The sequence below is a fragment of the Microbacterium sp. F1-18 genome, from assembly GCF_052921305.1.
Map to the genome: position 1 here is coordinate 583276 of NZ_JBREVD010000002.1, position 25046 is coordinate 608321.

At 69.9% G+C, this 25046-nt stretch carries 24 protein-coding genes; 3 read left to right on the forward strand and 21 right to left on the reverse strand.

The features are described from left to right. Window positions 1-5 precede the first annotated feature (5 nt). The 11 genes from aroB to ACU6RU_RS07065 form a co-directional block, all read right to left on the reverse strand. A complete protein-coding gene (aroB, locus tag ACU6RU_RS07015; RefSeq protein ID WP_120262815.1) occupies window positions 6-1082 on the reverse strand; it encodes a 3-dehydroquinate synthase in 1077 nt (358 codons plus the stop codon). Next, a complete protein-coding gene (locus ACU6RU_RS07020) occupies window positions 1079-1588 on the reverse strand; it encodes a shikimate kinase (protein ID WP_446726199.1) in 510 nt (169 codons plus the stop codon). The genes aroB and ACU6RU_RS07020 overlap by 4 nt, the downstream gene beginning before the upstream one ends. Beyond that, the gene (gene aroC, locus ACU6RU_RS07025; protein ID WP_120262817.1) at window positions 1585-2796 is read right to left on the reverse strand and encodes a chorismate synthase; all 1212 of its coding nucleotides are present in this window, start codon (window positions 2794-2796) and stop codon (window positions 1585-1587) included. The genes ACU6RU_RS07020 and aroC overlap by 4 nt, the downstream gene beginning before the upstream one ends. A gap of 4 nt (window positions 2797-2800) precedes the next feature. After that, on the reverse strand, window positions 2801-3661 hold the full coding sequence (locus ACU6RU_RS07030; protein WP_446726200.1) for a shikimate dehydrogenase family protein: 861 nt from the start codon (window positions 3659-3661) through the stop codon (window positions 2801-2803). Next, window positions 3642-5039, reverse strand: a complete 1398-nt coding sequence (gene mltG, locus ACU6RU_RS07035; RefSeq protein ID WP_446726201.1) for an endolytic transglycosylase MltG — start codon at window positions 5037-5039, stop codon at window positions 3642-3644. The genes ACU6RU_RS07030 and mltG overlap by 20 nt, the downstream gene beginning before the upstream one ends. Before the next feature lies 1 nt (window position 5040). Next, window positions 5041-5511, reverse strand: a complete 471-nt coding sequence (ruvX, locus tag ACU6RU_RS07040) for a Holliday junction resolvase RuvX (RefSeq protein WP_120262820.1) — start codon at window positions 5509-5511, stop codon at window positions 5041-5043. Then, window positions 5508-8171, reverse strand: a complete 2664-nt coding sequence (gene alaS, locus ACU6RU_RS07045) for an alanine--tRNA ligase (RefSeq protein WP_446726202.1) — start codon at window positions 8169-8171, stop codon at window positions 5508-5510. The genes ruvX and alaS overlap by 4 nt, the downstream gene beginning before the upstream one ends. A gap of 66 nt (window positions 8172-8237) precedes the next feature. Beyond that, complete coding sequence (locus ACU6RU_RS07050; RefSeq protein ID WP_120262822.1) at window positions 8238-8540, reverse strand: ATPase; 303 nt, start codon at window positions 8538-8540, stop codon at window positions 8238-8240. Window positions 8541-8628: 88 nt separating this feature from the next. After that, entirely contained in the window at window positions 8629-9258 is a 630-nt protein-coding gene (gene rpsD / locus ACU6RU_RS07055) for a 30S ribosomal protein S4 (protein WP_120262823.1), read from the reverse strand. Window positions 9259-9414: 156 nt separating this feature from the next. Beyond that, the gene (locus tag ACU6RU_RS07060; RefSeq protein ID WP_289331308.1) at window positions 9415-10941 is read right to left on the reverse strand and encodes a tetratricopeptide repeat protein; all 1527 of its coding nucleotides are present in this window, start codon (window positions 10939-10941) and stop codon (window positions 9415-9417) included. A gap of 3 nt (window positions 10942-10944) precedes the next feature. Beyond that, on the reverse strand, window positions 10945-12270 hold the full coding sequence (locus ACU6RU_RS07065) for a replication-associated recombination protein A (RefSeq protein ID WP_289331307.1): 1326 nt from the start codon (window positions 12268-12270) through the stop codon (window positions 10945-10947). A 100-nt stretch (window positions 12271-12370) separates the two neighbouring features. Between ACU6RU_RS07065 and ACU6RU_RS07070 the strand changes: the two genes are divergently transcribed. The 3 genes from ACU6RU_RS07070 (at window position 12371) to ACU6RU_RS07080 (ending at window position 14655) form a co-directional block, all read left to right on the forward strand. After that, on the forward strand, window positions 12371-12673 hold the full coding sequence (locus ACU6RU_RS07070; protein ID WP_289331306.1) for a dioxygenase: 303 nt from the start codon (window positions 12371-12373) through the stop codon (window positions 12671-12673). Between the two features lie 68 nt (window positions 12674-12741). Then, the gene (locus ACU6RU_RS07075; RefSeq protein WP_446726203.1) at window positions 12742-14004 is read left to right on the forward strand and encodes a DUF349 domain-containing protein; all 1263 of its coding nucleotides are present in this window, start codon (window positions 12742-12744) and stop codon (window positions 14002-14004) included. A gap of 96 nt (window positions 14005-14100) precedes the next feature. Continuing rightward, the gene (locus tag ACU6RU_RS07080) at window positions 14101-14655 is read left to right on the forward strand and encodes an SAM-dependent methyltransferase (protein ID WP_289331305.1); all 555 of its coding nucleotides are present in this window, start codon (window positions 14101-14103) and stop codon (window positions 14653-14655) included. Here the strand turns inward: ACU6RU_RS07080 and ACU6RU_RS07085 are convergent. The 10 genes from ACU6RU_RS07085 to pdxS form a co-directional block, all read right to left on the reverse strand. Next, window positions 14642-16894, reverse strand: coding sequence for a RelA/SpoT family protein (locus tag ACU6RU_RS07085; protein WP_289331304.1), 2253 nt, complete (start codon window positions 16892-16894; stop codon window positions 14642-14644). The genes ACU6RU_RS07080 and ACU6RU_RS07085 overlap by 14 nt on opposite strands. A 49-nt stretch (window positions 16895-16943) precedes the next feature. Continuing rightward, on the reverse strand, window positions 16944-17933 hold the full coding sequence (secF, locus tag ACU6RU_RS07090; RefSeq protein WP_120262830.1) for a protein translocase subunit SecF: 990 nt from the start codon (window positions 17931-17933) through the stop codon (window positions 16944-16946). Next, complete coding sequence (gene secD, locus ACU6RU_RS07095) at window positions 17933-19648, reverse strand: protein translocase subunit SecD (RefSeq protein ID WP_120262831.1); 1716 nt, start codon at window positions 19646-19648, stop codon at window positions 17933-17935. Before secD ends, secF begins: the two co-directional genes overlap by 1 nt. A gap of 44 nt (window positions 19649-19692) precedes the next feature. Next, complete coding sequence (locus tag ACU6RU_RS07100; protein WP_289331303.1) at window positions 19693-20196, reverse strand: preprotein translocase subunit YajC; 504 nt, start codon at window positions 20194-20196, stop codon at window positions 19693-19695. A gap of 79 nt (window positions 20197-20275) precedes the next feature. Continuing rightward, entirely contained in the window at window positions 20276-21301 is a 1026-nt protein-coding gene (ruvB, locus tag ACU6RU_RS07105) for a Holliday junction branch migration DNA helicase RuvB (RefSeq protein WP_120262833.1), read from the reverse strand. Next, window positions 21294-21911 carry a Holliday junction branch migration protein RuvA gene (gene ruvA / locus ACU6RU_RS07110; protein ID WP_120262834.1) on the reverse strand — a complete coding sequence of 206 codons (618 nt, stop codon included), beginning with the start codon at window positions 21909-21911 and terminating at the stop codon, window positions 21294-21296. Before ruvA ends, ruvB begins: the two co-directional genes overlap by 8 nt. A gap of 79 nt (window positions 21912-21990) precedes the next feature. Continuing rightward, the gene (gene ruvC / locus ACU6RU_RS07115; RefSeq protein WP_289331301.1) at window positions 21991-22560 is read right to left on the reverse strand and encodes a crossover junction endodeoxyribonuclease RuvC; all 570 of its coding nucleotides are present in this window, start codon (window positions 22558-22560) and stop codon (window positions 21991-21993) included. Window positions 22561-22684: 124 nt separating this feature from the next. Beyond that, window positions 22685-23446, reverse strand: a complete 762-nt coding sequence (locus tag ACU6RU_RS07120; RefSeq protein ID WP_094261779.1) for a YebC/PmpR family DNA-binding transcriptional regulator — start codon at window positions 23444-23446, stop codon at window positions 22685-22687. 10 nt (window positions 23447-23456) lie between these two features. Next, window positions 23457-24080, reverse strand: coding sequence for a pyridoxal 5'-phosphate synthase glutaminase subunit PdxT (pdxT, locus tag ACU6RU_RS07125; protein WP_446726204.1), 624 nt, complete (start codon window positions 24078-24080; stop codon window positions 23457-23459). Window positions 24081-24084: 4 nt separating this feature from the next. After that, on the reverse strand, window positions 24085-24981 hold the full coding sequence (gene pdxS, locus ACU6RU_RS07130) for a pyridoxal 5'-phosphate synthase lyase subunit PdxS (protein WP_396652147.1): 897 nt from the start codon (window positions 24979-24981) through the stop codon (window positions 24085-24087). Window positions 24982-25046 lie beyond the last annotated feature (65 nt).

Genomic DNA, 25046 nt, shown 5'->3' on the forward strand with positions numbered 1-25046 from the left:
CGGGATCAGGCCCCGACCTCCTGGTACGCGGCGAAGAGAAGCGACTCGTCGGGCGCCTGCAGCACCGTGGGCTTCGCGATGTCGTCGAGCACGATGAACCGCAGCATCGAGCCGCGCGTCTTCTTGTCGCGTTGCATCGTTGCCAGCAGCTGGCGCCACGCACCCGCGCGGTACGACGTGGGCAGCCCGAGGGTCTCGAGGATGTCGCGGTGGCGCTGGGCTGCGGCATCCGGGAGCCGGCCCGCCAGCCGCGAGAGCTCGGCGGCGAACATCATCCCCACGGACACCGCCGCGCCGTGGCGCCACTGGTACCGCTCGGCGTGTTCGATCGCGTGCCCGAGCGTGTGTCCGTAATTGAGCACTTCACGAAGGCCCGCCTCGCGCAGGTCCTCCCCCACGACCTTCGCCTTCATGTCGATGGCGAGCTCGATGCTGCGCCGGAACGCATCGCTGTGCGGGTCGACCGCCGCCTCGGGATCGGCCTCGATGAGGTCGAGGATCTCGGGGTGCCAGATGAAGCCGGCCTTCACGACCTCCGCGAACCCGGCGACGCGCTCGTTGCGCGAAAGCCCGTCGAGCAGGTCGAGGTCGCAGACGACCGCGACGGGGGGCCAGAAAGCCCCCACCAGGTTCTTGCCCTCCGCGGTGTTGATGCCCGTCTTACCGCCGACGGCCGCATCGACCATGCCGAGCACCGTCGTGGGGACCTGCACGACGGCGATGCCCCGCAACCACGTCGCGGCGACGAAACCGGCGAGGTCGGTCACGGCACCCCCGCCGAATCCGACGACGGCGTCTGTCCGGGTGAAGTCGGCCTGGCCCATGACCTGCCAGCAGAAGGCCGCGACCTCGACGCGCTTGCCCTGCTCGGCGTCGGGGATCTCGGCGAGCAGCACCTGACGGTCGGCCCCCAGCATCTCGCGCAGACGTTCGGCCTGCGCCGACAGCGTCGGGGGGTGAACGATGAGCACCTTGCGGGCGGTCTCGGGCAGAGCCGAGCCGACGAGCGGGAGGATGCCGCGCCCGATGGTGACGTCGTAGGGCGAGGCGCCCCCGACGGCGATGACGGTGGTGTCTGTCATGACGTCTCCTCCTGAGCCCACGCCGCGATGGCGTCGACGATGTCCTGGATCCGGCCGGTGGATGTGTCGAATCGCGTGTCGGCGAGCTGTCCGTAGAGCTCGCGACGGCTCTCGGCGACCTCGCGCCAGCGACCCACCGGGTCGTCGCCCTGCAGCAGCGGGCGCGTGGTCCCGGCGAGGCGGGACGCGATCGTCTGTTCCGACACGGTCAGCAGCACCACGCGGTGCGAGGCCAGGTCGGCTCGGGTGTCGGCATGCAGCACCGCGCCGCCGCCGAGCGCGACGACGCCGCCGCGACCGAGGGCTTCGACGACCGCACGTCTCTCGAGCTCGCGGAAGTGGTGCTCGCCGTGTGCCGCGAAGAGCTGCTCGATCGGGCCGTGGTCGCGGACGACGAGGCTGTCGCTGTCGGTGAACGTCGTCCCGAGCACGCGCGCCAGCTTCTTTCCGATGCTCGACTTGCCCGCGCCCATCGGTCCGATCAGGACGATCGCGGGGGCTGTCATCCGATCGCGTCGTCGCTGAACGCCGCCGAGCGAAGCGTCTCGGGGATCGCCGCGAGGTATCCCTCGAGGTTGCGACGCGTCTCGGCGACGTTGTCGCCACCGAACTTCTCGAGCACCGACTCGGCGAGCACGATGGCGACCATCGCCTCGGCGACGACGCCCGCCGCCGGCACGGCGCAGACGTCGGAGCGCTGGTGGTGCGCCGTCGCAGAGTCACCCGAGGCGACGTCGACGGTGCGCAGGGCCTTGGGCACGGTCGCGATCGGCTTCATACCGGCCCGGACACGCAGGACGGTACCGGTGGACATCCCGCCCTCGGTGCCGCCGGCCTTGTCGCTGGAACGCGCGATGCCCGCATCGGTCGCGAACAGCTCGTCGTGCGCCGCAGAGCCGCGACGACGCGTGGTCTCGAACCCGTCACCGACCTCGACGCCCTTGATCGCCTGGATGCCCATCAGCGCCTGCGCGAGCTTCGCATCGAGACGGCGGTCCCACTGCACGTGCGAACCGAGCCCGGGCGGGAGCCCGTATGCGAGGACCTCGACGATGCCGCCGAGCGTGTCGCCGTCCTTCTTGGCAGCGTCGACCTCGGCAACCATCGCCGCAGACGTGTCGGCGTGGAAGCACCGCAGCGGATCGGCGTCGAGGGCGTCGACGTCGTCGGGGCTCGGCAGGGGCGCGCCGTCGGGCACCCGGACCGGGCCGATGGAGAGGGTGTGGCTGACGAGGCGGATCCCGAGCTCGCCGAGGAACGAGCGGGCGACGGCACCGAGCGCCACCCGCGCGGCGGTCTCGCGAGCGCTCGCACGCTCGAGGATCGGGCGGGCCTCGTCGAAGCCGTACTTCTGCATGCCGACGAGGTCGGCGTGGCCCGGACGGGGGCGCGTCAGGGCGGCGCCGCGTCCGCGCGAGCGCTCGGTGAGCTCGACGGGCTCGGGGCTCATCACCTCGACCCACTTGGGCCACTCGGTGTTCCCGATGCGCAGCGCGATCGGGCTGCCGAGGCTGAAGCCGTGACGCACGCCCGTCGAGATCGTGAGCTCGTCCTCCTCGAACTTCATGCGCGAACCGCGGCCGTAGCCGAGCTTGCGCCGAGCGAGGTCGGCTTGGATGGCGGCACGCGATACGGGCACGCCGGCGGGAAGACCCTCCATGAGGGCGACGAGTTCGGGGCCGTGCGATTCGCCGGCCGTGAGCACGCGGAGCATTCGTCTATCCTCCCACGAGCGCCCGGCGCATGACGGCGACGACGCCCTCCTCGCCGGGCAGCGGTTCGTCAGGCGATCCCGTCGCGAAGATGCGGATCTGCAGCACCGCCTGGTGGAGCAGCATGGTCGCCCCGGCGTGAGCGGGCCGGCCGGCCGCCAGCCACGCGTGTCCGAGCGCAGTCGGCCAGGTGCCGTAGACGACGTCGTACAGCGTGCCGCCGACGGCCGCGAGACGCGCCGAGACGGCATCCGTGACCGGTGCGTCTCCAGGCAGCGTCGACACGGTCAGCTCGACGTCGCCCGCGGGAGCGTCCAGCGGCGACACCGTCGCGTCGATGCCACTGCTCGCCGCGAGCGCCAGCAGAGGGGCCGCCGCGGCGGGTCTGCGCGCGGCGATGTCGACGCGATCGACGCCGATGCGCTCGAGGGCGAGGAGCGCCGAGGTCGCCGTCGCCCCCGCGCCGACGATGCGCGCCCGTGCCGCGCCCGCGAGACCGATCTCGGTGAGCGCGGCCGCCAGGCCGCCGACATCCGTGTTGAAGGCCGCCCACCCGTCGCCGGAGCGCACAAGCGTATTCGCCGCACCGGTCGCACTCGCCGCGGCATCCCGTCGGCGACCCGCGGTGTGCGCGAGGGTCTTCAGCGGCATCGTCAGCGAGAGTCCGTGCACCTCGGAGTCGAGCGCGGCCAGCTCGCGTGCGAACGACGACTCGTCGACCCGACGTCGCCCGTACGTCCACGGCAAGCCGAGCCGGTCGTAGGCCGCGGCGTGGAGCAGCGGCGACAGACTGTGCTCGATCGGCGAGCCCCACACCTCGAAACGACGACGCGGGCGCGCCGAAAGGTCAGCAGCCCCGGTTGTCATTCGCGTCGCACCACGCGTGCCACTGGTCGATGCCCGCCTGGTGCTCTTCGTACGTCGCCGAGAAGATCGTCTCGCCGGTGTCCATGTTCCACGTGACGAAGTAAAGCCACGGGCCCTCGGCGGGATGCATGGCCGCATCGATAGCTTTGTCGCCGGGATTCGCGATCGGTCCGGCCGGCAGGCCCTCCCGGACGTAGGTGTTCCAGGCGTTGTCATCTTCCAGAGCCGCTGCGGACGAGCTCGCCGTGCCGTCGTGCATCTCGTCGTACCCGTACTGCGCCGTGGAGTCCATCTGCAGACGCATGCCGTCGGTCAGGCGGTTCGCGATGACGCGCGACACCTTGTAGAAGTCGTCCGACAGCCGTGCCTCGCGCTGGATGATGGATGCCGTCGTGAGGATCTCCTCACGACGATCCTCCGGTACCCCCGCGGCGTTGAGGGACTCGACCGTACGGTCGACCATCGTGCGCACGATGTCGGCGGCGGACAGACCGGGGTCGAACTGATAGGTCGCCGGGAACAGCCAGCCCTCGAGCGTGTCGGCGGCGACACCGTAGGCGGCAGGATCGGCGACGGCGGCGGTGAAGTCCTCGACCGGCATCCCCGTTCCCTGCGCGAGCACCTCGACGGTCTGATCCATCGTCAGCCCCTCGCGCAGCTGCGCTGCGTTCTGGCGCTTGCTCGTCGGATCGAGGATGAGGGCGAGGGCGGCCTCAGAGGTCATCCGCTGCTGCAGCGCATAGACACCGGGTTGGAAGGTGGGGTTCTGAGCCGTCGCGATCAAGTGATCGTAGAACGCCGTCGGAGTCTTGGTCACGCCCTGGTCGAAGAGCGTCTGCGAGATCGTCGAGCCGGTGTCGCCGCCGACGACGGTCACGAGCACCTCGCCCGTCGCCTCGCCGGGCTCGAAGTCTTTCGGCTCCTCCCAGCCCATCACCGACCGGATCTGCGGCTCGTAGGTGTTCCAGACCCATGCTGCGCCCACACCGATGCCCCCGACGATCGCCAGGATCACGACGAGCACGACCCACTTGGCGATGCGGCTCTTCTTCCGATCGCGGTCGTGCCGGCTGGGCACCGCGCCGACCTCGTGCGTGCTGACCTCACCCGTGAACAGGGCGTCGAGTGTGCCGACAGCAGGCGCAGCGGCCCGCGGCGCCTGCTGGTGCGTCGGCTGCTCGCCCTGAGCCTGATCGCGGGACGCCGGAGCGTGCGCCGATGCACGGTGCTCAGCGGCGGAGGCCGGCGCGTACTCGGGACGCGAGGCGTCACCGGAAGGCGCTGCACCACCCGGCGCGGATGCCGTGCTCTGGGCGGCCGCGCGCGCTGCCCGTCGGCTCGTCGGGACGCCGGTGTCGTGCGGCGGGCGGTCAGTCATGTCAGGGGTGCTCCTGCGAGGGTGCGACGGAAGCGCCGGGCGGGTTACCGGTGCTCTTCTCGACGTCGAGTGCCTGCTGGAGGAGCACTACGGCGGCGACCTGGTCAACAATGCTACGAGATGATCGCTGGGATCGGCCCGAACCGCGCAATGCGCTGTGCGCGCTGACGGTGCTCAGCCGCTCGTCGACCAGGCGCACGGAGTGGCCGGCAGCGGCTAGGGCCTCGGCGAAGCCGCGCGCATCGGCCGTCGATGCCGTCTCCCGTCCGCTGAGCGCGACCGGCAGCCCGACGACGAGCTCGACCGCCTCGTACTCCGCCGCAAGGGCGGCGATACGGGCGAGATCGCCCTCGCCACGCGGCACCGTCTCGACCGGCACCGCCAGCAGACCGTCCCGGTCGCACCGCGCGACGCCGATCCGAGCGGTGCCGACATCGACGCCGATACGGACGCCGGGCCGGAATCCGCTCACAAGCCGCTCGCCGCGTCGCGGACGGCGCGGAGCGCCGCCGGGAGCGCTGCAGCGTCCGTCCCGCCGCCCTGCGCCACATCGTCGCGTCCACCGCCGCCGCCACCGAGAGCGGATGCCGCAGCCTTCGCCAGGACGCCGGCCTTGGCGCCGGTGGCGCGCGCGGCCTCATTGGCGGCGACCACGACGACGGGTCGCTCGCCGACGACGGCACCCAGTGCGACGATCGCCGCGGTGTCGGCTCCGAGCCGCTCGCGCACCTGCAACGCCAGGGTGCGCACATCGTCGGCGGATCCCGCGGATCCCAGCGACTCGGCGACGATCTGGAACGGTCCCGCGGGCGAGGCCGTCGCCACGAGTTGCGGCAGCCGGTCGGCGAGGGCGCGTGCCTCGAACTGGGCGATCCGCTTCTCCGCGGCCTTGAGGCTCGCGGCGAGCTCAGCGACACGGGCCGCGAGCTGATCGCGCGGCGTCTTCAACGACGTCGTGAGCTGCGAGACGATCGCGCGCTCGGCTGCCAGCTCGCGGAAGGCATCCTGCCCGACCAGCGCCTCGACGCGGCGGTTCGAGGCGCCGACCGACGACTCGCCGATGAGGTTGATGAGGCCGACCTCAGCGCTGGACGACACATGGGTGCCGGCGCAGAGCTCGCGCGACCAGGGACCCCCGATGTCGACCATGCGGACGGTCTCGCCGTACTTCTCGCCGAAGAGCGCCATGGCTCCGGCGGCCTTCGCCTCGTCGAGCGACATGATCCGCGTTGTGACCTCGAGGTTGTCACGGACAGCGTTGTTGGCGATCTCCTCGATCTCGGTACGGGTCTCGGGCGAGAGCGCCTGACCCCACGAGAAGTCGAACCGCAGGTAGCCGGCACGGTTCAGCGAGCCGGCCTGCGTCGCGCTCTTGCCGAGCGTGTCGCGCAGGGCAGCGTGCACGAGGTGCGTGGCGGAGTGAGCCTGCTGCGCCGCCCGCCGGTTCGCGGCATCCACCACCGTCGTCGCGGATTCGCCGACCGCCACCTCACCGGTCGTGACCTCGACGGTGTGGCTGACGAGCCCGGGGACCGGCTTCTGCACGTCGAGGACTTCGAGCTCGTAGCCCGGGCCCACGATGACGCCCTTGTCGGCGACCTGGCCGCCGGACTCGGCGTACAGGGCCGTCTCGGCGAGGATCACCTCGGCGATCTGCCCCTGCGCGGCGCGGTCGACCGAGACGCCGCCGACCAGGATGCCGAGCACGCGCGAGCCCGTCTCCAGCTCGGTGTAGCCGGTGAAGACCGTCTCGCCCTGCGCGCGGAAATCGCGGTACACGCTCGTGTCGGCGAGCTGTCCCTTGCGGGAACGCGCGTCCGCCTTGGCGCGCTCTCGCTGTTCCTGCATCAGCGAGTCGAAAGCGCCGCGGTCGACGCTGAGTCCCGCCTCCTCGACGATCTCGAGAGTCAGGTCGATGGGGAATCCGTAGGTGTCGTGCAGGAGGAACGCCTGCGCGCCGCTCAGCTTGCCTTCGCCGGCCCTCTTTGCCTGCTCGACCGACTCGTCGAGCAGCTCCGAGCCCGCGGCGAGCGTGCGCAGGAACGTCGCCTCCTCGGCGAGGGCGTACTGCGACAGTCGCGCATAGTCGGTCTCGACGATCGGGTACGCCTCCCGCATCGCGTCGCGCGACGCGGCGAACAGCTCCGCGAAGCTCGGACCTTCGACGCCGAGCAGACGCATCGAGCGGATGGCACGGCGCATCAGACGGCGCAGGATGTACCCTCGCCCGTCGTTCGACGGGGTGACCCCGTCGGAGAGCAGCATGAGCGAGGAGCGCACGTGATCGGCGATGACACGGAAGAGCACGTCGTCGTCGTGGTTGGCGCCGTAGGTCTTGCCCGAGAGCTCGACGGCCTTATCGAGCACCGGACGGACCTGGTCGGTCTCGTACATGTTGTCGACGCCCTGCTTGATGAAGGCGACCCGCTCGAGCCCCATGCCGGTGTCGATGTTCTTGTTCGGCAGCTCGCCGACGATCGTGAAGTCGTACTTCGAGCGGACATCGGCGATCTCGAACTGCATGAAGACGAGGTTCCAGATCTCGACGTAGCGGTCGTCGTCGGTGGCCGGGCCGCCGTCGATCCCGTACGCGGGACCACGGTCGAAGAAGATCTCGGAACACGGGCCGGCGGGACCCGGCAGGCCGGTGCTCCAGTAGTTGGTGTCCTTACCGAGGCGCTGGATGCGCTCTTCGGGCAACGTGGAGTGCTTCAGCCACAGCTCGCGAGCCTCGTCGTCCTCCTCGTAGACGGTCACCCACAGGTCCTTCGGATCGAACCCGAGGCCGCCCTCCGCCTCGGGGCTCGTCAGCAGCTCCCAGGCGAACGAGATGGCGCCCTCCTTGAAGTAGTCGCCGAACGACCAGTTGCCCAGCATCTGGAAGAAGGTGCCGTGGCGAGGGGTCTTGCCGACCTCCTCGATGTCGTTGGTGCGGATGCACTTCTGCACATCGGCCGCGCGCGAGTACGGCGCGGGCACATCGCCCGACAGGTACGGGATGAAGGGGACCATGCCGGCCACGGTGAACAGCAGCGCGGGGTCTTCGGTGACGAGCGATGCGGAGGGCACGATCGTGTGCCCCTTCTTCTCGAAGTAGTCCAGGTAACGCTGGGCGATCTCGGCGGTCTTCATCGGGTTCCTTCGGCAGGCAGGCATCGGCGTCGCGCCCAGGGCGCGACGCCGCGATCGGGTCGGGTGTCAGTGTGAGGAGTCGGCGGCGTTCTTGGCCTTCGCGACGGCGTCACGGGCCGCGTCCGCGACGTCGGAGGCGGCGTCGGCAGCCGAGTCGAGAGCGTCGGAGGCTGCGCCCTTGACGTCCGCCGCGAGGCCCTCGATGCGGGCCTCCTGCTCGCGGTAAGCGTCGCCGATGCGATCGGCGAACTCGGAGATCCGCGCATCGACCTCGGCGAGCATCTCGTGACCGCGCGGATCCTTGTTGACCACGTGCGCAGCGACGAAACCGCCGGCGACGCCCAAAACGAACCACAGCGCGTTCTTCATGGGAACCATGTTAGGTGCAAAGCATGAAGGGCGCCGGGAGAACCCGACGCCCTTCATGGCGATGCTGGAAGTCAGCGAGCCGTGCGACTCAGCGCGCGGCGTAGTACTCGACGACGAGCTGCACGTCACAGGTGACAGGCACCTCGGCGCGCTTGGGGCGACGCACGAGGCGCGCCTGCAGCTTGTCGAGCTCGACCTCGAGGTAGCCCGGGACCGGGGGCAGGACGTCGGCGTGACCGCCGGCGGCTGCGACCTGGAACGGCTCGAGCGACTCGCTCTTCTCCTTGACGTGGATGAGCTGGCCCGGCTTGACGCGGAACGACGGGCGGTCCACGAGCTGGCCGTCGACGAGGATGTGGCGGTGCACGACCAGCTGGCGGGCCTGGGCGGTCGTGCGGGCGAAGCCGGCGCGGACGACGAGCGCGTCCAGACGCATCTCGAGCAGCTCGACCAGGTTCTCACCGGTCAGGCCATCCTTGCGACGGGCCTCGTTGAAGGTGTTGCGCATCTGCTTCTCGCGGATGCCGTACTGCTCGCGCAGACGCTGCTTCTCACGCAGACGCACGGCGTAGTCGCTGTCGGCCTTGCGCTTGGTGCGGCCGTGCTCACCCGGAGCGTAGGGACGCTTCTCGAGGTAGCGGGCGGCCTTCGGGGTCAGCGCGACGCCGAGGGCGCGAGACAGGCGGACCTTGCGGCGGTCCTGAGACTTCGTGGTCACGAAGCTCTCCTTCCGATGACGTGGTCGCGACGTTCACGACTCACGGACGTATCTCCGCCTCCTCGCCCGTCTCGGACTGCACGCCGGGGCACGCCGAGAGGTCTTGATCAGAGGAGAGGGATGCCCGAAAACTGGGCTTCGAGCCGGTCGAGTCTATCAGACGGCGCCCGCGTCGACGGCGGCGACGAGGTCGAGGATGCCGGCGGGGTAGAACGGCGTGGCGCCGCGACGGAGATCGTCGATGCGATGCCAGCCGACGGAGGTGTCGCCGTCGAGCACGGGCAGCCGTTGCCCCCGTGGCAGGGCCTCGAGCGCGGCGCTGCGGACCGCGAAGACGTGAGCGATCTCGTGACCGCTCTTGCGGCCGTCGTCGAAGATGTTCTCGCTCACGGTGAGCAGTCTCAGATCGTCGACCTCGGCGGCGAGCTCCTCGCGCAGCTCGCGACGCATGGCGGCCGCTGCGGTCTCGCCGTACTCGACGCCTCCGCCGGGGGCGCGGAGGAACGGCCCCGAACCCGGACCGCCGGGGTATTCCTCAGCCAGGACGAAGCCGTCGGCGACGATGACGGCGACCGAGATGACGCGGATGCGGTGCGGCGCGGAGAGCTCGGCTGCGTACGCCGTCACCGAACCTCGGTAGGCGGGCAGGTGCGGCGCGAGTGCCCGCAGCGCCGTCCGGAGTGCGGGTGCGGGCTTCTGATCGCTGAACAGCGCGAGCGCCTCGAAAGCCCGGGCTGCGTCGGCGAGCGGGTCGGTGCCGGGGAACCGGTGCAGCAGCGCCAGAGCACCCGAGGCGTCACCGACGTTGCGCAGCGAGCTCGCCAACTGGATGATGCACGCGGAACGCCGCTCTCCGGTCAGACCGGCATCGAGCGCCCCGCGGTACAGCGGGATCGCCTCGACCTCCTCGCCGAGGAAGTCGTGCAGCGACGCCCGCTCGTACCGGCGCACCGCCTCGCCGGCATCTGCGGCGAGCTCGTCGAGCTCAGCCCACAGGCGGTCGGCAGGCTTCCCCTCGGCAGCGATCCAGAACGCGTCGAACGGATCCGACGCGCCAGCGGAGTCGCCGGCGCCGTCACCGGCCGGATACTCGGTGAGGAGCTCCCGCACTCGCGATCGGAGCCCGAGCAGAGCGGGGTCGACGCCGTGATCGCCCGCGAACCGGACCAGTGCGCGCACGGCGGGACCGGCGTCGCTGGTCTCCCCCGCCGTCAGATGCTCGAGCAGGTCGGTGGCGGGGATCGTCCGGACCCGTCCCGTCTCGTGCTCGCCCCACCCCGGGTCGGCGACGCGAACGCAGTCCGCGGCGATGATCACATGCCGGCGCCGACGTGCGTTCGCCGCCGCCCATTCCGTGCCGGCGTCGTACACGGCACCGGCACGATAGCCCGTCTCTTCCCGCAGCTCCCGCACGCCCGCCACGACGGCGTCTTCGCCCGGATCGATGAGGCCGCCCGGGAGCTCGCCCAGCACCCGCTGGGGGCCGACCCGATACTGATCGAACAGCACGACGCTGTCGTCCGTCGTGATCGCGATCACGGTGACGGTGTCGCCGACCTCGACGACATCCCAATCGCTCTCGCTTCCGTCGGGAAGCCGGTACCGGTCACGACGCACGCGGACGTAGCCGTCGTACGCGGGCGACGAGCCCAGCAGCGTCCAGTCGGGCACGGGATCGGTCACGAGTCAGTCCCCCAGGATCTTTCGCAGCTTGTCGACGCGGGCGCCGATCTCGCGTTCGACACCGCGGTTGGTCGGCTCGTAGTAGCGGCGCCCGCGCAGCTCGTCGGGGAGGTACTGCTGCGTGGCGACCCCGACCTCGAGGTCGTGCGGATAGACGTAGCCCTTGCCGTGCCCGAGCCGCTTCGCACCGGCGTAGTGGGCATCGCGCAGATGCTTGGGCACGCGGCCGAACCCGCCGGCGCGGACGTCGGAGATCGCGGCGTTGATGGCGTTGTAGGCCGCGTTCGATTTGGCGGTGGTCGCGAGATAGGCCGTCGCTTCGGCGAGCGGGATGCGACCCTCCGGCATCCCGATGAAGGCGACCGCGTCTGCGGCGGCGACGGCGATCGTCAGCGCGTGGGGATCTGCCAACCCGATGTCTTCGGACGCCGAGATGACCAGACGTCGCGCGATGAAGCGAGGGTCTTCGCCCGCCTCGATCATGCGGGCGAGATAGTGCATGGCGGCATCGACGTCGGACCCGCGGATCGACTTGATGAACGCGCTGATCACGTCGTAATGCTCGTCGCCCTGTCGGTCGTAACGGAGCAGAGCGCGGTCGACGGCTTGGGCGACGTGGTCCGCGGTGATGACGGGCGGTTCGTCGCCACCGCCAGGCTCGGCCATCGTCGCCGCGGCCTCGAGCGAGGTCAGCGCCCGTCGAGCATCGCCGGACGCCAGCCGGACGAGGGCGGTCCGCGCGTCGTCGGCGAGGACGATCGAGCCGGCGAGCCCGCGGGCGTCGGTGACCGCCCGATCGATGAGCCCTGCCAGGTCGTCGTCGCTGAGCGGCTGAAGGGTGAGCAGCAGCGACCGCGAGAGGAGCGGCGCGACGACGGAGAACGACGGATTCTCTGTCGTGGCGGCGATGAGCAGGACCCAGCCGTTCTCGACGCCCGGCAGGAGGGCGTCCTGCTGGGCCTTGGTGAAGCGGTGGATCTCGTCGAGGAAGAGGATGGTCGAGATGCCGTAGAGGTCGCGCTGCGTCATCGCCTCCTGCATGACCTCGCGCACGTCTTTCACCCCGGCGGTGACCGCCGAGAGCTCGACGAAACGACGTCCGGACGAACGGGCGATCGCCTGAGCCAGCGTCGTCTTGCCGGTTCCGGGCGGGCCCCACAGGATCACCGACACTGCTCCCGCCTTGTTGCCGTCAGGTGAGGCGAGTGCCACGAGGGGCGAGCCGGGTCGCAGCAGGTGGCCCTGTCCGGCGACCTCGTCGAGCGAGGTGGGACGCATCCGGACGGCGAGCGGCGTCTGCCCGGAGAAGAGCGCGCTCGAATCGGTCATCTTCTCAGGCTAGTCGCGCACGCCGACACCGGGATTTTGTCGGCTCGCCGACCCGCGCCGTAGGCTTGAGCGGCCCGGAACGGGGCACGGAGGAGGCAACGTGGCAGGTCGCGGCACGAACCGGGACGATCGCGCGGCGCAGGAACGCGCCCGTCTCTATGCTGCACGGCGCGAGTACCACGATGGGCAGAAGCGGCGCCGCTCGCGCGACAACCTCATGGCGGCCGTCGCGGGAGGCATTCTGATCATGGGCGCGATCGGCGCTCAGATCGTCTACTTCACCGCCGGTCCCGGGGCACCGGCACCCGACGAGACCCCGGCCCCCTCTCCCACGCAGACCGTGCCGTCGTCGCCGTCACCGGCGCCGACGGATCCCACTCCGACAACGATCCCGACTCCCTGACCGCCGCCGTACTAGGCTGTCCCCCGACCTGACCCCCATGCGGCGCGAGCCGCGACGAGGTGCCTTCCGTGACTTCCACCCCTGACTCCACGATCACCCCCGCCGACGACGCCCCGTGGGGTCGCGTCGATGACGACGGCACCGTCTCGGTGCGCGAGGGGGACCAGTGGCGCGTCGTCGGCCAGTACCCCGACGGCACGCCGGAAGAGGCGCTGGCGTACTTCCAGCGCAAGTTCTCCGACCTCGCGAGCGAGGTGACTCTCGTCGAGGTCCGGCATCGTCGGGGCGGCGCATCGGCGTCCGACCTCCGGTCGACGGTCGGCACGCTCCGCTCGCGCATCACCGGTGCCGCCGCGGTCGGCAACCTCGCCGCCCTCGAGGCACGCCTGATCGCGCTGGAGAGCGAGCTCGACGCAGCTTCCGCGACGGAGGCTGCTGAGGCCAAGCAGGCGCTCGACGCCGCGATCGCCGAGCGCGCCGCGCTGGTCGAGGCGATCGAGTCGATCGCCGCGCGCGACCCCAAGTCGATCCAGTGGAAGCAGACCTCCGCAGAGGTGAACGACCTCTTCGAACGGTGGCAGCGCCATCAGGCCGACGGCCCGCGCCTGCCCCGCAGCACCGGCCAGCAGCTGTGGAAGCGGTTCCGCGACGCCCGCTCGATCATCGACAAGCACCGTCGCGAGTTCTACTCCAGCCTCGACGAGACGCACAAGAGCGCACGCGACGCGAAGCAGCGACTCATCGAACGCGCCGAGGCGCTGGCCCCCCGCGGCGAGGACGGCATCGGCGCCTACCGCGACTTGCTCGAGCAGTGGAAGCAGTCCGGCCGTGCGGGCAAGAAGGCCGACGACGCGCTCTGGGCGCGATTCAAGGCCGCCGGCGACGCCCTCTACGGCGCACGCGCCGAGCGCGAGCACGCCGACGCCGAGGCCTCGCAGGAGAAGATCGTCGCCAAGCGCGCCCTCCTCGAAGAGGCGGCGGCGGTGACCTCCGAGAAGGACACGGCTGCCGCGCGCGCGCTGCTCACCGGCATCCAGCGCCGGTGGGACGAAATCGGCCGCATCTTCCCCCGAGACAAGGAGCGCGCCCTCGACGACGAGCTCCGCAAGATCGAGCAGTCCGTGCGTTCGCGTGAAGACGCCGACTGGAAGAACAACAACCCCGAGACGAAGGCGCGCCAGGGCGACATGCTGTCGCAGCTGCACAACGCGATCGCGAAGCTCGAGTCCGAGGTGGCTGAGGCTGAAGCCTCGGGCGACGAGCGCGCCATCGCGCAGGCCAAGGAGGCGCTGAGCGCTCGCAAGGCCTGGCTCAGCGCACTCGGCGGCTGATCGCGCTCACCCACGGCGCTGTCTGTGGAGGGCGCGGCTCTCCACAGATCGACGGCCGGACCACGGGCTCGCTGGGGTGCACACCAGACTGAGGTCATGGTCTGGCCGTTCGTCTACGCCCCGGGTGAGCGTCTCTCCGCAGCTGAGCTCACCGCCGCCCGCCTCGACGGCGATGTCGTCGAAGTCGGTGAGTCGTTCATGCCCGCGGACGTCGTCGAAAGCCCGGAGATCCGGGCAGCCTCGCTCCGCCCGCTCGTCGCGCACGGGCTGGCGCTGACCCACGAATCCGCGGCCTGGGTGCACGGCGCACTGCCCGAACCGCCCACGCGGCACAGTGTTCAACGGTGCACGGAGCGCCGCCGTAACCACGTGCTCGATCACCGCCTGCACTACCGCGACCTCCGGCTGCCCCCTCACGAGACCGTGCACCTGGGCGGGATGCCGGTCTCGAGCCGCGTGCGTACCCTGTGCGACCTGCTCCGCGCCGACGCCGCGGCCGGTGAGGCGCCGCGGCGGGCCGCCGCCGCGATGCTCGCGACGTTCCCCGACGTCCTCACCGAGGCGTACGACTCGCTGGCGGCGAGCGGCCCGCTGCCGTTCAAACGGCAGGCCCTCGTGTGGCTCGAGACGCTGCGGGTCAGGACGATGTGACGCGGTACACGTCGTACACGGCGTCGATGCGCCGTACCGCGTTGAGCACGCGATCGAGGTGCACTGTATCGCCCATCTCGAAGACGAACCTGCTGAGCGCGAGCCGATCATTATTGGTCTGCACCGAGGCCGAGAGGATGTTGACGTGATGCTCGCTCAGCACGCGGGTCACGTCGCTGAGGAGCCCGGCGCGATCGAGTGCCTCGACCTGGATCTGAACGAGGAAGAGGCTCTTGGTCGTCGGCGCCCACGACACCTCGATGAGACGCTCGGGATCGCGCATCAGGGACTCGACGTTGGTGCAGTCGGACCGGTGCACGGACACGCCGCTGCCCCGGGTGACGAAGCCGACGATCTCGTCACCGGGAACCGGCGTGCAGCACTTCGCGAGCTTGACGAGGATGTCGGGCGCGCCGCGCACCAGGACCCCCGAGTCGCTGTCGCGCTTCTGGCGCGAGCGCCCGACGGCCGGCAGCTGGATCGGGCCGGTGGAGGTGTCTTCCTCCGCTCGCACGAGCGCCGTGACCTTCTCGATCACCGACTGCGTCGAGACGTGCCCCTCGCCGACTGCGGCATACAGCGCTGTGACGTCCTCGTAGCGGAGTTGGTGCGCCACCTCGGTGAACGCGTCCTGACCCATGAGACGCTGCAGCGGCAGGTTCTGACGGCGCATGGCGCGTGCGATCGCATCCTTGCCCTGCTCGACCGCCTCCTCGCGCCGCTCCTTCGTGAACCAGCCGCGGATCTTGTTGCGCGCCCGCGTGCTCTTGACGAAGGTCAGCCAGTCCTGGCTCGGACCTGCGTCGGGGTTCTTGGAGGTGAACACCTCGACGACATCGCCGCTCGACAGGGTCGACTCGAGCGGCACGAGGCGGCCGTTGACCTTGGCGCCCATCGTGCGGTGCCCGATCTCGGTGTGCACGGCGTAGGCGAAGTCCACCGGGGTGGCTCCTGCGGGCAGGCCGACGACGCGCCCCTTCGGGGTGAAGACGTAGACCTCCTTCGCACCGATCTCGAACCGCAGCGAGTCGAGGAACTCCCCCGGGTCGGCCGTCTCGGCCTGCCAGTCGGAGATGTGGGCCAGCCACGCCATGTCGTTGTCGAGCGCCTTGGCGTCGGCCTTGCCGCCCGCCATCCGCTCCTTGTACTTCCAGTGCGCCGCGACACCGAACTCGGCCTGCTGATGCATCTCGTGCGTGCGGATCTGGATCTCGACCGTGCGTCCGCCCGGGCCGATGACCGTCGTGTGCAGCGACTGGTACAGGTTGAACTTCGGCGTCGCGATGTAGTCCTTGAAGCGTCCGGGCAAGGGCGTCCACCGCGCGTGGATGGAACCGAGCACGGCGTAGCAGTCACGGACGGTCGTCACCAGCACGCGGATGCCGATGAGGTCGTAGATGTCGTCGAACTCGCGTCCCCGCACGACCATCTTCTGGTAGACCGAGTAGAGCTGCTTCGGACGACCCATGACGCGCCCACGGATGCGGAGTTCTCGCAGGTCGCTCTCGACCGCGTCGATGACCGTCTGCAGATACTGCTCGCGCTGCGGGGTGCGCTGCGTGACGAGGCTGTCGATCTCGGCGTAGAGCTTGGGATGCAGCACCGCGAACGACAGGTCTTCGAGCTCGCTCTTGATCGCCTGGATGCCGAGCCGGTGTGCGAGCGGCGCGTAGATCTCCAGGGTCTCGGTCGCCTTCTTGGCGGCCTTCTCGGGTGGAACGAATCCCCAGGTCCGGGCGTTGTGCAGCCGGTCGGCCAGCTTGATGAGGAGCACCCGGATGTCGCGCGACATCGCGACGATCATCTTGCGCACGGTCTCCGCCTGCGCGGCGTCGCCGTACTTGACCTTGTCGAGTTTGGTGACGCCGTCGACGAGCATCGCGACCTCGTCGCCGAACTCGGCCGTCAGCTGATCGAGACCGTATGAGGTGTCCTCGACCGTGTCGTGGAGCAGCGCGGCCGCGATGGCGCGCGGACCGAGACCCAGCTCCGCCAGAATCTGCGCCACCGCGAGCGGATGCGTGATGTACGGCTCGCCGCTCTGACGCTTCTGCTGCGCGTGTGCGCGCGACGCGGTCTGATACGCGCGATCGATGATCGCGATGTCGCCCTTCGGATGGTGCGCGCGAACCGTCCGGACGAGCTGCTCGAGCCCTTCGCGCGGCGCAGCCCGAGAGAAGATCCGGGGAACGAGGCGTCGCAGCGAACTCTGGGCAGGCGGCGGGGTGATCTCGGTCATACCCTCACCTCCGCCATGCAGACATCGATTCTACGCGCCCTGGCGGCGCTCAGGCCTCGACCGATGCGCGTTCACGAGACTCGAGCACCCGGGTGTCGTTCGCCTTGATGCCGGGCTCGTTCTCGCGCAGGAGCGCGAACAGGGGCACGGCGACGAACAGCGTCGAGTACGCGGCGACCAGGGTGCCCACGAAGATCGACAGCGAGATGTCGGTGAGCGTCTGAGCACCCAGCCACAGGGCACCGATGAAGAGGATCGCACCAGTCGGCAGCGCAGCGACGATCGTGGTGTTGATCGATCGCACGAGCGTCTGGTTGGCAGCCAGGTTGACCGACTCGCCGAACGTCCTGCCCGACTTCTCCCCGTCCTCGAAGGTGTTCTCGCGGACCTTGTCGAAGACGACCGTGGTGTCGTACAGCGAGTACGACAGGATCGTCAGGAAGCCGATGACGGCCGCGGGAGAGATCTCGAACCCGAAGAGCGAGTACACCCCCACGGTCACCACGAGCACGTCGACGAGTCCGATGATCGCCGCGACGGACATCTTCCAGGTGCGGAAGTACAGGGCGAGGATGAGGAATGTCAGGGCGAGGAAGATCGCCAGACCCCAGAGCGACTGACGGGTGACGTCCTGGCCCCAGCTCGGTCCGATGAACGACGAGCTCACCTCCGCGGCGGGAACCTCGTATGCCTGAGCGAGTCGCGCCGTGACGTCACGGGTCTCGGTGTCCGACATCTGATCGGTCTGCACACGCACGGCATCCTCGCCGATCGTCGTGACCTTGGTGGTCGCTCCGGGCACGACCTCCTGCACCGCGTCGGTCGCGAGCAGCTGATCGGTGTTCGACACGTTCGTCACCGTGAACTGCGACCCGCCCGTGAACTCGATCGAGAACTGCGGGGGCCGCACCACGAGCACCAGCACCGAGGCGAGCACGAGCGCCGCCGCGATGATGAACCACAGTGTGCGCCGGGCGACGAAGGGGAACGAGATCTTCCCCGTGTAGAGGTCGTTGCCGAACCGGTTGAAGAAACGCATCAGTGCTTGTCCCCCGTCGCGTCGCGCTGCTCGCCCGCGGCCTGCTCGGCACGCTTGCGTTCCGCGATCGTCTGTCGCCGTTCGGCCTCACCCCGCGACTTCGCCGCACGGCGCTCCGCGGAGGTCTTGGCCCCCGCGGCCACCGGCGCACGGAACTGCGCGCGCCCGCGGTAGACGGCGCCCAGAGCGTCGGGGTCGAGACCCGACAGCTTGTGCCCCGATCCGAAGAACCGTGTGCGCACGAGCAGCTGCAGCACGGGGTGGGTGAAGAGGATGAAGATCAGGATGTCGATGGCGGTCGTCAGCCCGAGGGTGAACGCGAAACCCTTCACCGTCGAGTCGGCCAGGATGTACAGCACGACCGCGGCGAGGATGTTGATCGACTTCGAGATGAAGATCGTGCGCTTGGCGCGGGACCAGCCATCCTCGACGGCGCTCGTGATCGACTTGCCGTCGCGCAGCTCGTCTCTGATGCGCTCGAAGTACACGATGAACGAATCGGCTGTGAAGCCGATCGTCACGATGAGGCCGGCCACACCGGCGAGCGACAGACGGAAGCCCATGCGCCAGGCGAGGATGGTCAGCGCCACGTAGGTGAGGACGCCCATGACCATCAGCGACGCGATGATGACCGTTCCGAGCGCACGATAGACCACGAGCGAGTAGACCGCGACGAGCGCGAGGCCGATCAGACCTGCGATGAGCCCGATCTGCAGCTGCTGCGATCCGAGCGTGGCCGAGATCGTGTTGGTGCTCTGCACCTCGAAGCTGAGCGGCAGCGCGCCGAACTTCAGCTGGTCGGCGAGCACCTTCGAGCTGTCCTGATCGAACGTGCCCGTGATCGACGGCTTGCCGGTGAGGATGACGGCATCCATCGAGGGGGCCGAGAGGACGGCACCGTCGAGGACGAAGGCGAACTGGTTGAGCGGCGACTGCTGTCCGTAGAGGCGCTGGCTGATCTTGCCGAACGTCTCGGTGCCCTGCTGGTCGAACGTGATGTTCACCGCCCAGCGGCCGGTGCTCTGCTCGAGACCGTTCGTGGCGTTGTCGATCGACGAGCCATCGAGCTCGACCGGACCGAGGATGTACTTCGCGGTCCCGGTGCGGTCGCACGTGATCAACGGCTGATCGGCCGGCGCGTCGGCGGGGTCGTTCGCCGGGTTCGCGCAGTCGTAGGCGAGGAACTGCGCCTGCAGCGCCTCGGTGATCCAGGCCGGGTCGCTGCCGTTGGACGGCGCCGTCGACGGGGTCGCGGGGAGGTTGGGATCCGGCGCCGGGTAGGGCGTCTCGTTGCCGTCGTCGCCGACGAAGCTGGTCGCCGGCGAGCCCGTGTAGAGCACCGCGCGCAACTGGAGCTGGGCCGAGGCGTCGATGCGCTCACGGGTCTCGTCATCGACTTCGCCCGGCAGCTGCACGACGATCTGGTTGCCGGCCTGCGTGGCGATGTCGGCCTCGACCAGGCCGGACGCGTCGACGCGCTGTCGGATGATGGACGCCGCCTGCTGCATCTGCTCGCTCGAGGGCGTCGCCCCGTCGGACTGCGCCTCCAGGATGATCTGCGTGCCGCCCTGGAGGTCGAGCGCGAGCTCGGGAGCCCACGAGCTCGCCTTGAACACGTAGACGCCGAGCGCGTTGATACCGAATAGGAGCGCTGTCAGGACCACGAGTCCAGTCAGCGCGCGCCAGGCACGGCGCACAGGTGTGGAAGTCGCCACGGGGAGGTCAGCTTTCGTCGAGCGTGCGCCGGGTCAGCGGCGGTTCAGGCGCGGGGCTTGTCGTCGCGGTCGGCCGCGCCCTCGGCGGCGGCGTCGGCGCGGTTGCGCGCAGCGTCGTCGCTGACCGAGGAGATCAGTCCCTGCTCGACATCGGCGACGTACTCGTCGTGGTGCTCTTCGGCCTCGATGTACTCGTCCTCTGTGAGCGAGCCCTCGGCCGGGTCGACGACGCGCAGGATCGCCTGGCTGTGGACCTCGACCTCGACGCCGGGAGCGAGCTCGACGCGGGCCGACTTCGAGAGGTCGTCGCCGTCGTACTCGACGATGGTGCCGTAGAAGCCTCCCTGGAGGAGGACCTTCGCGCCGGGCAGCAGCTGCCGGGACTTCTCGGCCTGTTCCGCCTTCATCCGCTGCGCGCGACGGCGCTGGCTCCAGAACATGAAGACGATGAGCAGCGCGAGGATGATCAGCAGACCGTACTCGGCGAAGAACTGCACCGCCGGGTTCGCGGGAGGAGCGTCGGCCGGGGTGGTGGCGAAGAAGAGCATGGAGGTGGGAGCACCTTTCACGGGGAGGCACGCGAAGAATGCGCACCCTCGGGATTCGTCGGCGAGAAGCCTTCAGCGATTATAGGTCATCGATCTCGAGCGCCCCGTCGGCACGGGTGATACCGAGGTGACGGTACGCCGAGGGCATCGCCACCCGACCCCGAGGCGACCGCCCCACGAATCCGATGCGCACGAGGTACGGCTCGACGACCGATTCGATCGTCTCCGCTTCCTCGCCGACCGTCACTGCGAGGGTGTTGAGCCCCACAGGCCCGCCCCCGAAACGACGGACGAGAGCGTCGAGGACGGCGCGGTCGAGGCGGTCGAGGCCGATCGGATCGACGTCGTAGAGCTCGAGGGCCGCGGCGACATCCGCCTCGGTCGCCCCCGCGCCCGCGTCGCCGTGGACGATGACGAAGTCGCGGACGCGGCGCAGCAGCCGGTTCGCGATACGCGGCGTACCGCGCGAACGACGAGCGATCTCGGCTCGCGCCACCGGTGGGATGTCGACGGCGAGGACGCTCGCGGACCGCTGGATCACACGTTCGAGTTCCTCCGGCTCGTAGTACTCCATGTGCGCCGTGAAGCCGAAGCGATCGCGAAGCGGATTCGGCAGCAGCCCGGAACGGGTCGTCGCACCCACGAGGGTGAAGGGGGCGAGTTCGAGCGGGATGCTGGTCGCGCCGGCGCCCTTGCCGACCATGATGTCGATGCGGAAGTCCTCCATCGCGAGATAGAGCATCTCCTCGGCGGAGCGCGCCATGCGGTGGATCTCGTCGATGAAGAGCACCTCACCGGGTACGAGACTCGACAGCAGCGCCGCGAGGTCGCCCGCGTGCTGGATGGCGGGGCCGCTCGACATCCGCAGCGGCCGGCCGCTCTCGTGCGCGACGATCATCGCCAGCGTCGTCTTGCCGAGCCCAGGCGGCCCCGACAGCAGGATGTGGTCGGCGGGGCGATCCTGCATCCCCGCCGCCTGCAGCAGCAGCTCGAGCTGTCCGCGAACCTTCTGCTGCCCGACGAACTCGGCCAGTGAGGTGGGGCGGAGGGCTCCCTCGACGGCGAGCTCCGTCTCGTCGGCGGCCAGCTCGTGCGCGTCAGACACCGGTCTGCTCCGGGCGTGCGGGGCCGAGCTGCGCCAGCGCGAGCTTGAGCAGGGCGGGCACCGTCGCCGGGGCGGCGGCGTCCGCGGTGACCTGTGCGACAGCCTCCACCGCGACCCGCTCGCTCCAGCCGAGGGCCACGAGCGCCGCGACGACCTGTGCGGTCAGCGTTCCGGCCCGAGTTGCGACGGACGCCGCCGGGCCGGAGGGAGCCGCCTGGAGCTTGCCCGCGAGCTGCACGACGATGAGCTTCGCGGTCTTGGGGCCGATCCCCGACACCCGGCGGAACGGTGCGTCGTCCTCGGCGGTGACGGCATCGGCGATCTGGGCGACGCTCAGGGCGGACAACACTCCCAGCGCGGACTTCGGCCCCACGCCGGTCACTCCGATGAGCAGGAGGAAGACTCCGAGCTGCTCGCGCGTCTCGAACCCGAACAGCGACAGGGCGTCTTCGCGGACGACCAGGTTCGTGTGGAGCACGATCTCGTCGCCGACGTGGAACGAACGCGGGATGTCGGGAGTCACGGCGACCGAGAACCCGACCCCGCCGACGTCGATGACGACGCTGTCGGACTCGAGGTGCAGCACGCTGCCGCGCAGGGAGGAGATCATGATCCGAGCCTAGGCGTCGCTTCGCAGGTATGTTCGAGCGACACGCACCGCGCGCCGCGCGGCGCTGCGGGCGGGCGCGTCAGCGCCGCGAGAGGCGCTCGGCGTCGGCCCAGGCGCGCTGGGCCGGGGTGAGTGCAGCGCCCCCCGAGGCGGTCGCGGGACCGGCCGGCCCGCGGCGCCAGGCATGGCAGATCGCGAGCGCGAGAGCGTCAGCGGCATCCGCGGGCTGCGGGAGGGAGTCGAGCCGCAGCACTCGGGCGACCATCGTCTGCACCTGAAGCTTCTCCGCGGAACCGTAGCCGGTGATCGCCGCCTTGACCTCGGAGGGCGTATGAGTCGCGGCGTCGAGGCCGCTCTCGGCAGCGACGAGCAGCGCTATGCCGCTCGCCTGCGCCGTGCCCATCACGCTGGTCCGGTTGTGCTGGGCGAAGACGCGCTCGACGGCGACGACGTGGGGCCGGTGCTCGGCGATCACCTCACGCAGTCCCGCGGCGATCGTGGCGAGTCGGCGTTCGATCGGCAGGTCGACGGCCGAGCGCACGACCCCGACATGCACGAGCGCGGCGGATCGATCGCGGGCGACGTCGACGACGCCGACACCGCATCGGGTGAGCCCGGGATCGACACCGAGGACGCGCAGAGAAGTCACTCCCCCACGCTACGTCCGCCGCGGCCGGGCAGCGCGCCGACAACCCGCGAAACGCGCAGTTCCCGGCATCCGGCGCAGAAGAAACTGCGCTCGACACCGGGAACTGCGACGGATGCCGGGCCTTTTACTCGTCGTCGTTCTCGAGTTCGGCCTGTACCTCGGGCGTGAGGTCGAAGTTCGTGTAGACGTTCTGCACGTCGTCGCTGTCTTCGAGGGCGTCGATGAGACGGAACACCTTGCGGGCGGTGTCGGCGTCGACCTCCACCTTGAGCGAGGGGACGAACTCGACGTCGGCCGAGTCGTACTCGATGCCGGCGTCCTGCAGAGCGGTGCGCACCGACACGAGGTCGGAGGCCTCGGTGATGACGCCGAACCCGTCGCCGTGCGGCTCGACCTCTTCGGCTCCAGCCTCGAGCACCGCGAGCATGACGTCGTCTTCGGTGGTGCCCTCGGAGGGGACCACGATGACACCCTTGCGGCTGAAGTTGTAGGCGACGCTGCCCGGGTCGGCGAGCGTGCCGCCGTTGCGGCTGAGGGCGGTGCGCACCTCGGCCGCCGCCCGGTTCTTGTTGTCGGTCAGACACTCGATGAGGAACGCCACGCCGTTGGGCCCGTACCCCTCGTACATGATCGAGGAGTACTCGACGGCCTCGCCGCCGATACCCGCGCCGCGCTTGATCGCGCGATCGATGTTGTCTTTGGGGACCGAGGTCTTCTTGGCCTTCAGGACGGCGTCGAAGAGCGTGGGGTTGCCCTGCAGATCGGGGCCGCCGAGCTTGGCTGCGACCTCGATGTTCTTGATGAGCTTGGCCCACGACTTGGCACGGCGCGCGTCGACGACGGCTTTCTTGTGCTTGGTCGTGGCCCATTTGGAGTGACCGGACATGCGCTCGATCTTACCGGGCGGATGCGCGCGCCTCACGGACGTGCGCGAGGAACCTCTCATGGAATCGGCGCTCACCCGAGACCTCCGGATGGAACGCGGTCGCGAGCAGGCGCCCCTGCTCGACGGCGACGACCCCGCCATCAGGCAGCGTCGCGAGGACTCTGACCCCTGCCCCCGCCTCGACGATGAGCGGCGCACGGATGAAGGCCGCCTCGACCGGAACGTCCCATCCGTCGTCGTCACCGGCGACGGCGAGCGCCGTCTCGAACGACTCGGCCTGGCCGCCGAAGGCGTTGCGCCGCACCGTGACGTCGAGACCCCCGAACGTCTCCTGGCCCGCGATGGCTCCGTCGAGCCGATCGGCGAGCAGGATCATCCCGGCGCACGTGCCGTAGACGGGCATTCCGGCCGCGATCGCGTCACGGATGGGCTGCTGCATCCCGAACGCGCGGGCGAGCTTGTCGATGACGCTGGATTCGCCGCCCGGCAGGACGAGACCGTCTACCCCCTCGAGGTCGCCCGGCCGCCGGACGAGGGATGCCGTCGCACCGAGCTCGCGGAGCATGCGCACGTGCTCGCGCACGTCCCCCTGCAACGCCAGGACGCCGACGCGCGGCGGCAGCCCCTCGCTCACCGGCTCACCAGCCGCGGTCTGCGAGCCGGTGCGGGGCGGGGAGGTCCGAGACGTTGATGCCGACCATCGCCTCGCCCAGGCCGCGCGATGCCTCGGCGACGATGGCGGCGTCGTCGTGGAAGGTGGTCGCCTTGACGATGGCTGCCGCGCGGCGAGCCGGGTCGCCCGACTTGAAGATCCCCGAACCGACGAAGACGCCGTCGGCACCGAGCTGCATCATCATCGCCGCGTCGGCGGGTGTGGCGACGCCGCCCGCGGTGAAGAGGACGACGGGCAGCGCGCCGGTGTCGGCCACCTCGGCGACGAGGTCGTACGGCGCCTGGAGCTCCTTGGCCGCGACGTACAGCTCGTCGGGGCTCTTGGCTTGCAAGGCACGGATCTCGGCGGTGATCGTGCGGATGTGACGCGTCGCCTCCGAGACGTCGCCCGTGCCGGCCTCACCCTTTGAGCGGATCATGGCGGCGCCCTCGGTGATGCGGCGCAGCGCCTCGCCGAGGTTGGTGGCACCGCAGACGAACGGGACGGTGAAGCCCCACTTGTCGATGTGGTGCGCGTAGTCCGCGGGCGACAGCACCTCGGACTCGTCGATGTAGTCCACCCCCAGCTCCTGCAGCACGCGCGCTTCGACGAAGTGCCCGATGCGGGCCTTCGCCATCACGGGGATCGACACCGACGCGATGATCTCGTCGATCAGATCGGGGTCGCTCATGCGCGCGACGCCGCCCTGAGCGCGGATGTCGGCGGGAACGCGCTCGAGCGCCATGACGGCGACCGCGCCGGCATCCTCGGCGATGCGCGCCTGATCGGCCGTGACGACATCCATGATCACACCACCCTTGAGCATCTCGGCGAGGCCGCGCTTGACGCGCGCGGATCCGGTGACGGTCTGGTCGTTAGACACGATGGAGCTCCGATCCGGCCGCTTCCTGATGATTGATCTTCGGCCTAGGCCAAAAAGTAGCATGG

Coding starts and splice junctions, on each gene's coding strand:
- aroB (WP_120262815.1), bottom strand. CDS start 1,082: ATGACAGACACCACCGTCATCGCCGTCGGGGGCGCCTCGCCCTACGAC.
- ACU6RU_RS07050 (WP_120262822.1), bottom strand. CDS start 8,540: ATGAAGAACGCGCTGTGGTTCGTTTTGGGCGTCGCCGGCGGTTTCGTC.
- ruvA (WP_120262834.1), bottom strand. CDS start 21,911: ATGATCTCCTCCCTGCGCGGCAGCGTGCTGCACCTCGAGTCCGACAGC.
- mltG (WP_446726201.1), bottom strand. CDS start 5,039: ATGACTGACCGCCCGCCGCACGACACCGGCGTCCCGACGAGCCGACGG.
- ACU6RU_RS07020 (WP_446726199.1), bottom strand. CDS start 1,588: ATGACAGCCCCCGCGATCGTCCTGATCGGACCGATGGGCGCGGGCAAG.
- aroC (WP_120262817.1), bottom strand. CDS start 2,796: ATGCTCCGCGTGCTCACGGCCGGCGAATCGCACGGCCCCGAACTCGTC.
- ACU6RU_RS07100 (WP_289331303.1), bottom strand. CDS start 20,196: ATGCTCTTCTTCGCCACCACCCCGGCCGACGCTCCTCCCGCGAACCCG.
- secF (WP_120262830.1), bottom strand. CDS start 17,933: ATGCGTTTCTTCAACCGGTTCGGCAACGACCTCTACACGGGGAAGATC.
- ACU6RU_RS07080 (WP_289331305.1), top strand. CDS start 14,101: ATGGTCTGGCCGTTCGTCTACGCCCCGGGTGAGCGTCTCTCCGCAGCT.
- ACU6RU_RS07030 (WP_446726200.1), bottom strand. CDS start 3,661: ATGACAACCGGGGCTGCTGACCTTTCGGCGCGCCCGCGTCGTCGTTTC.
- alaS (WP_446726202.1), bottom strand. CDS start 8,171: ATGAAGACCGCCGAGATCGCCCAGCGTTACCTGGACTACTTCGAGAAG.
- ACU6RU_RS07120 (WP_094261779.1), bottom strand. CDS start 23,446: ATGTCCGGTCACTCCAAATGGGCCACGACCAAGCACAAGAAAGCCGTC.
- ACU6RU_RS07065 (WP_289331307.1), bottom strand. CDS start 12,270: ATGACCGATTCGAGCGCGCTCTTCTCCGGGCAGACGCCGCTCGCCGTC.
- ACU6RU_RS07085 (WP_289331304.1), bottom strand. CDS start 16,894: ATGACCGAGATCACCCCGCCGCCTGCCCAGAGTTCGCTGCGACGCCTC.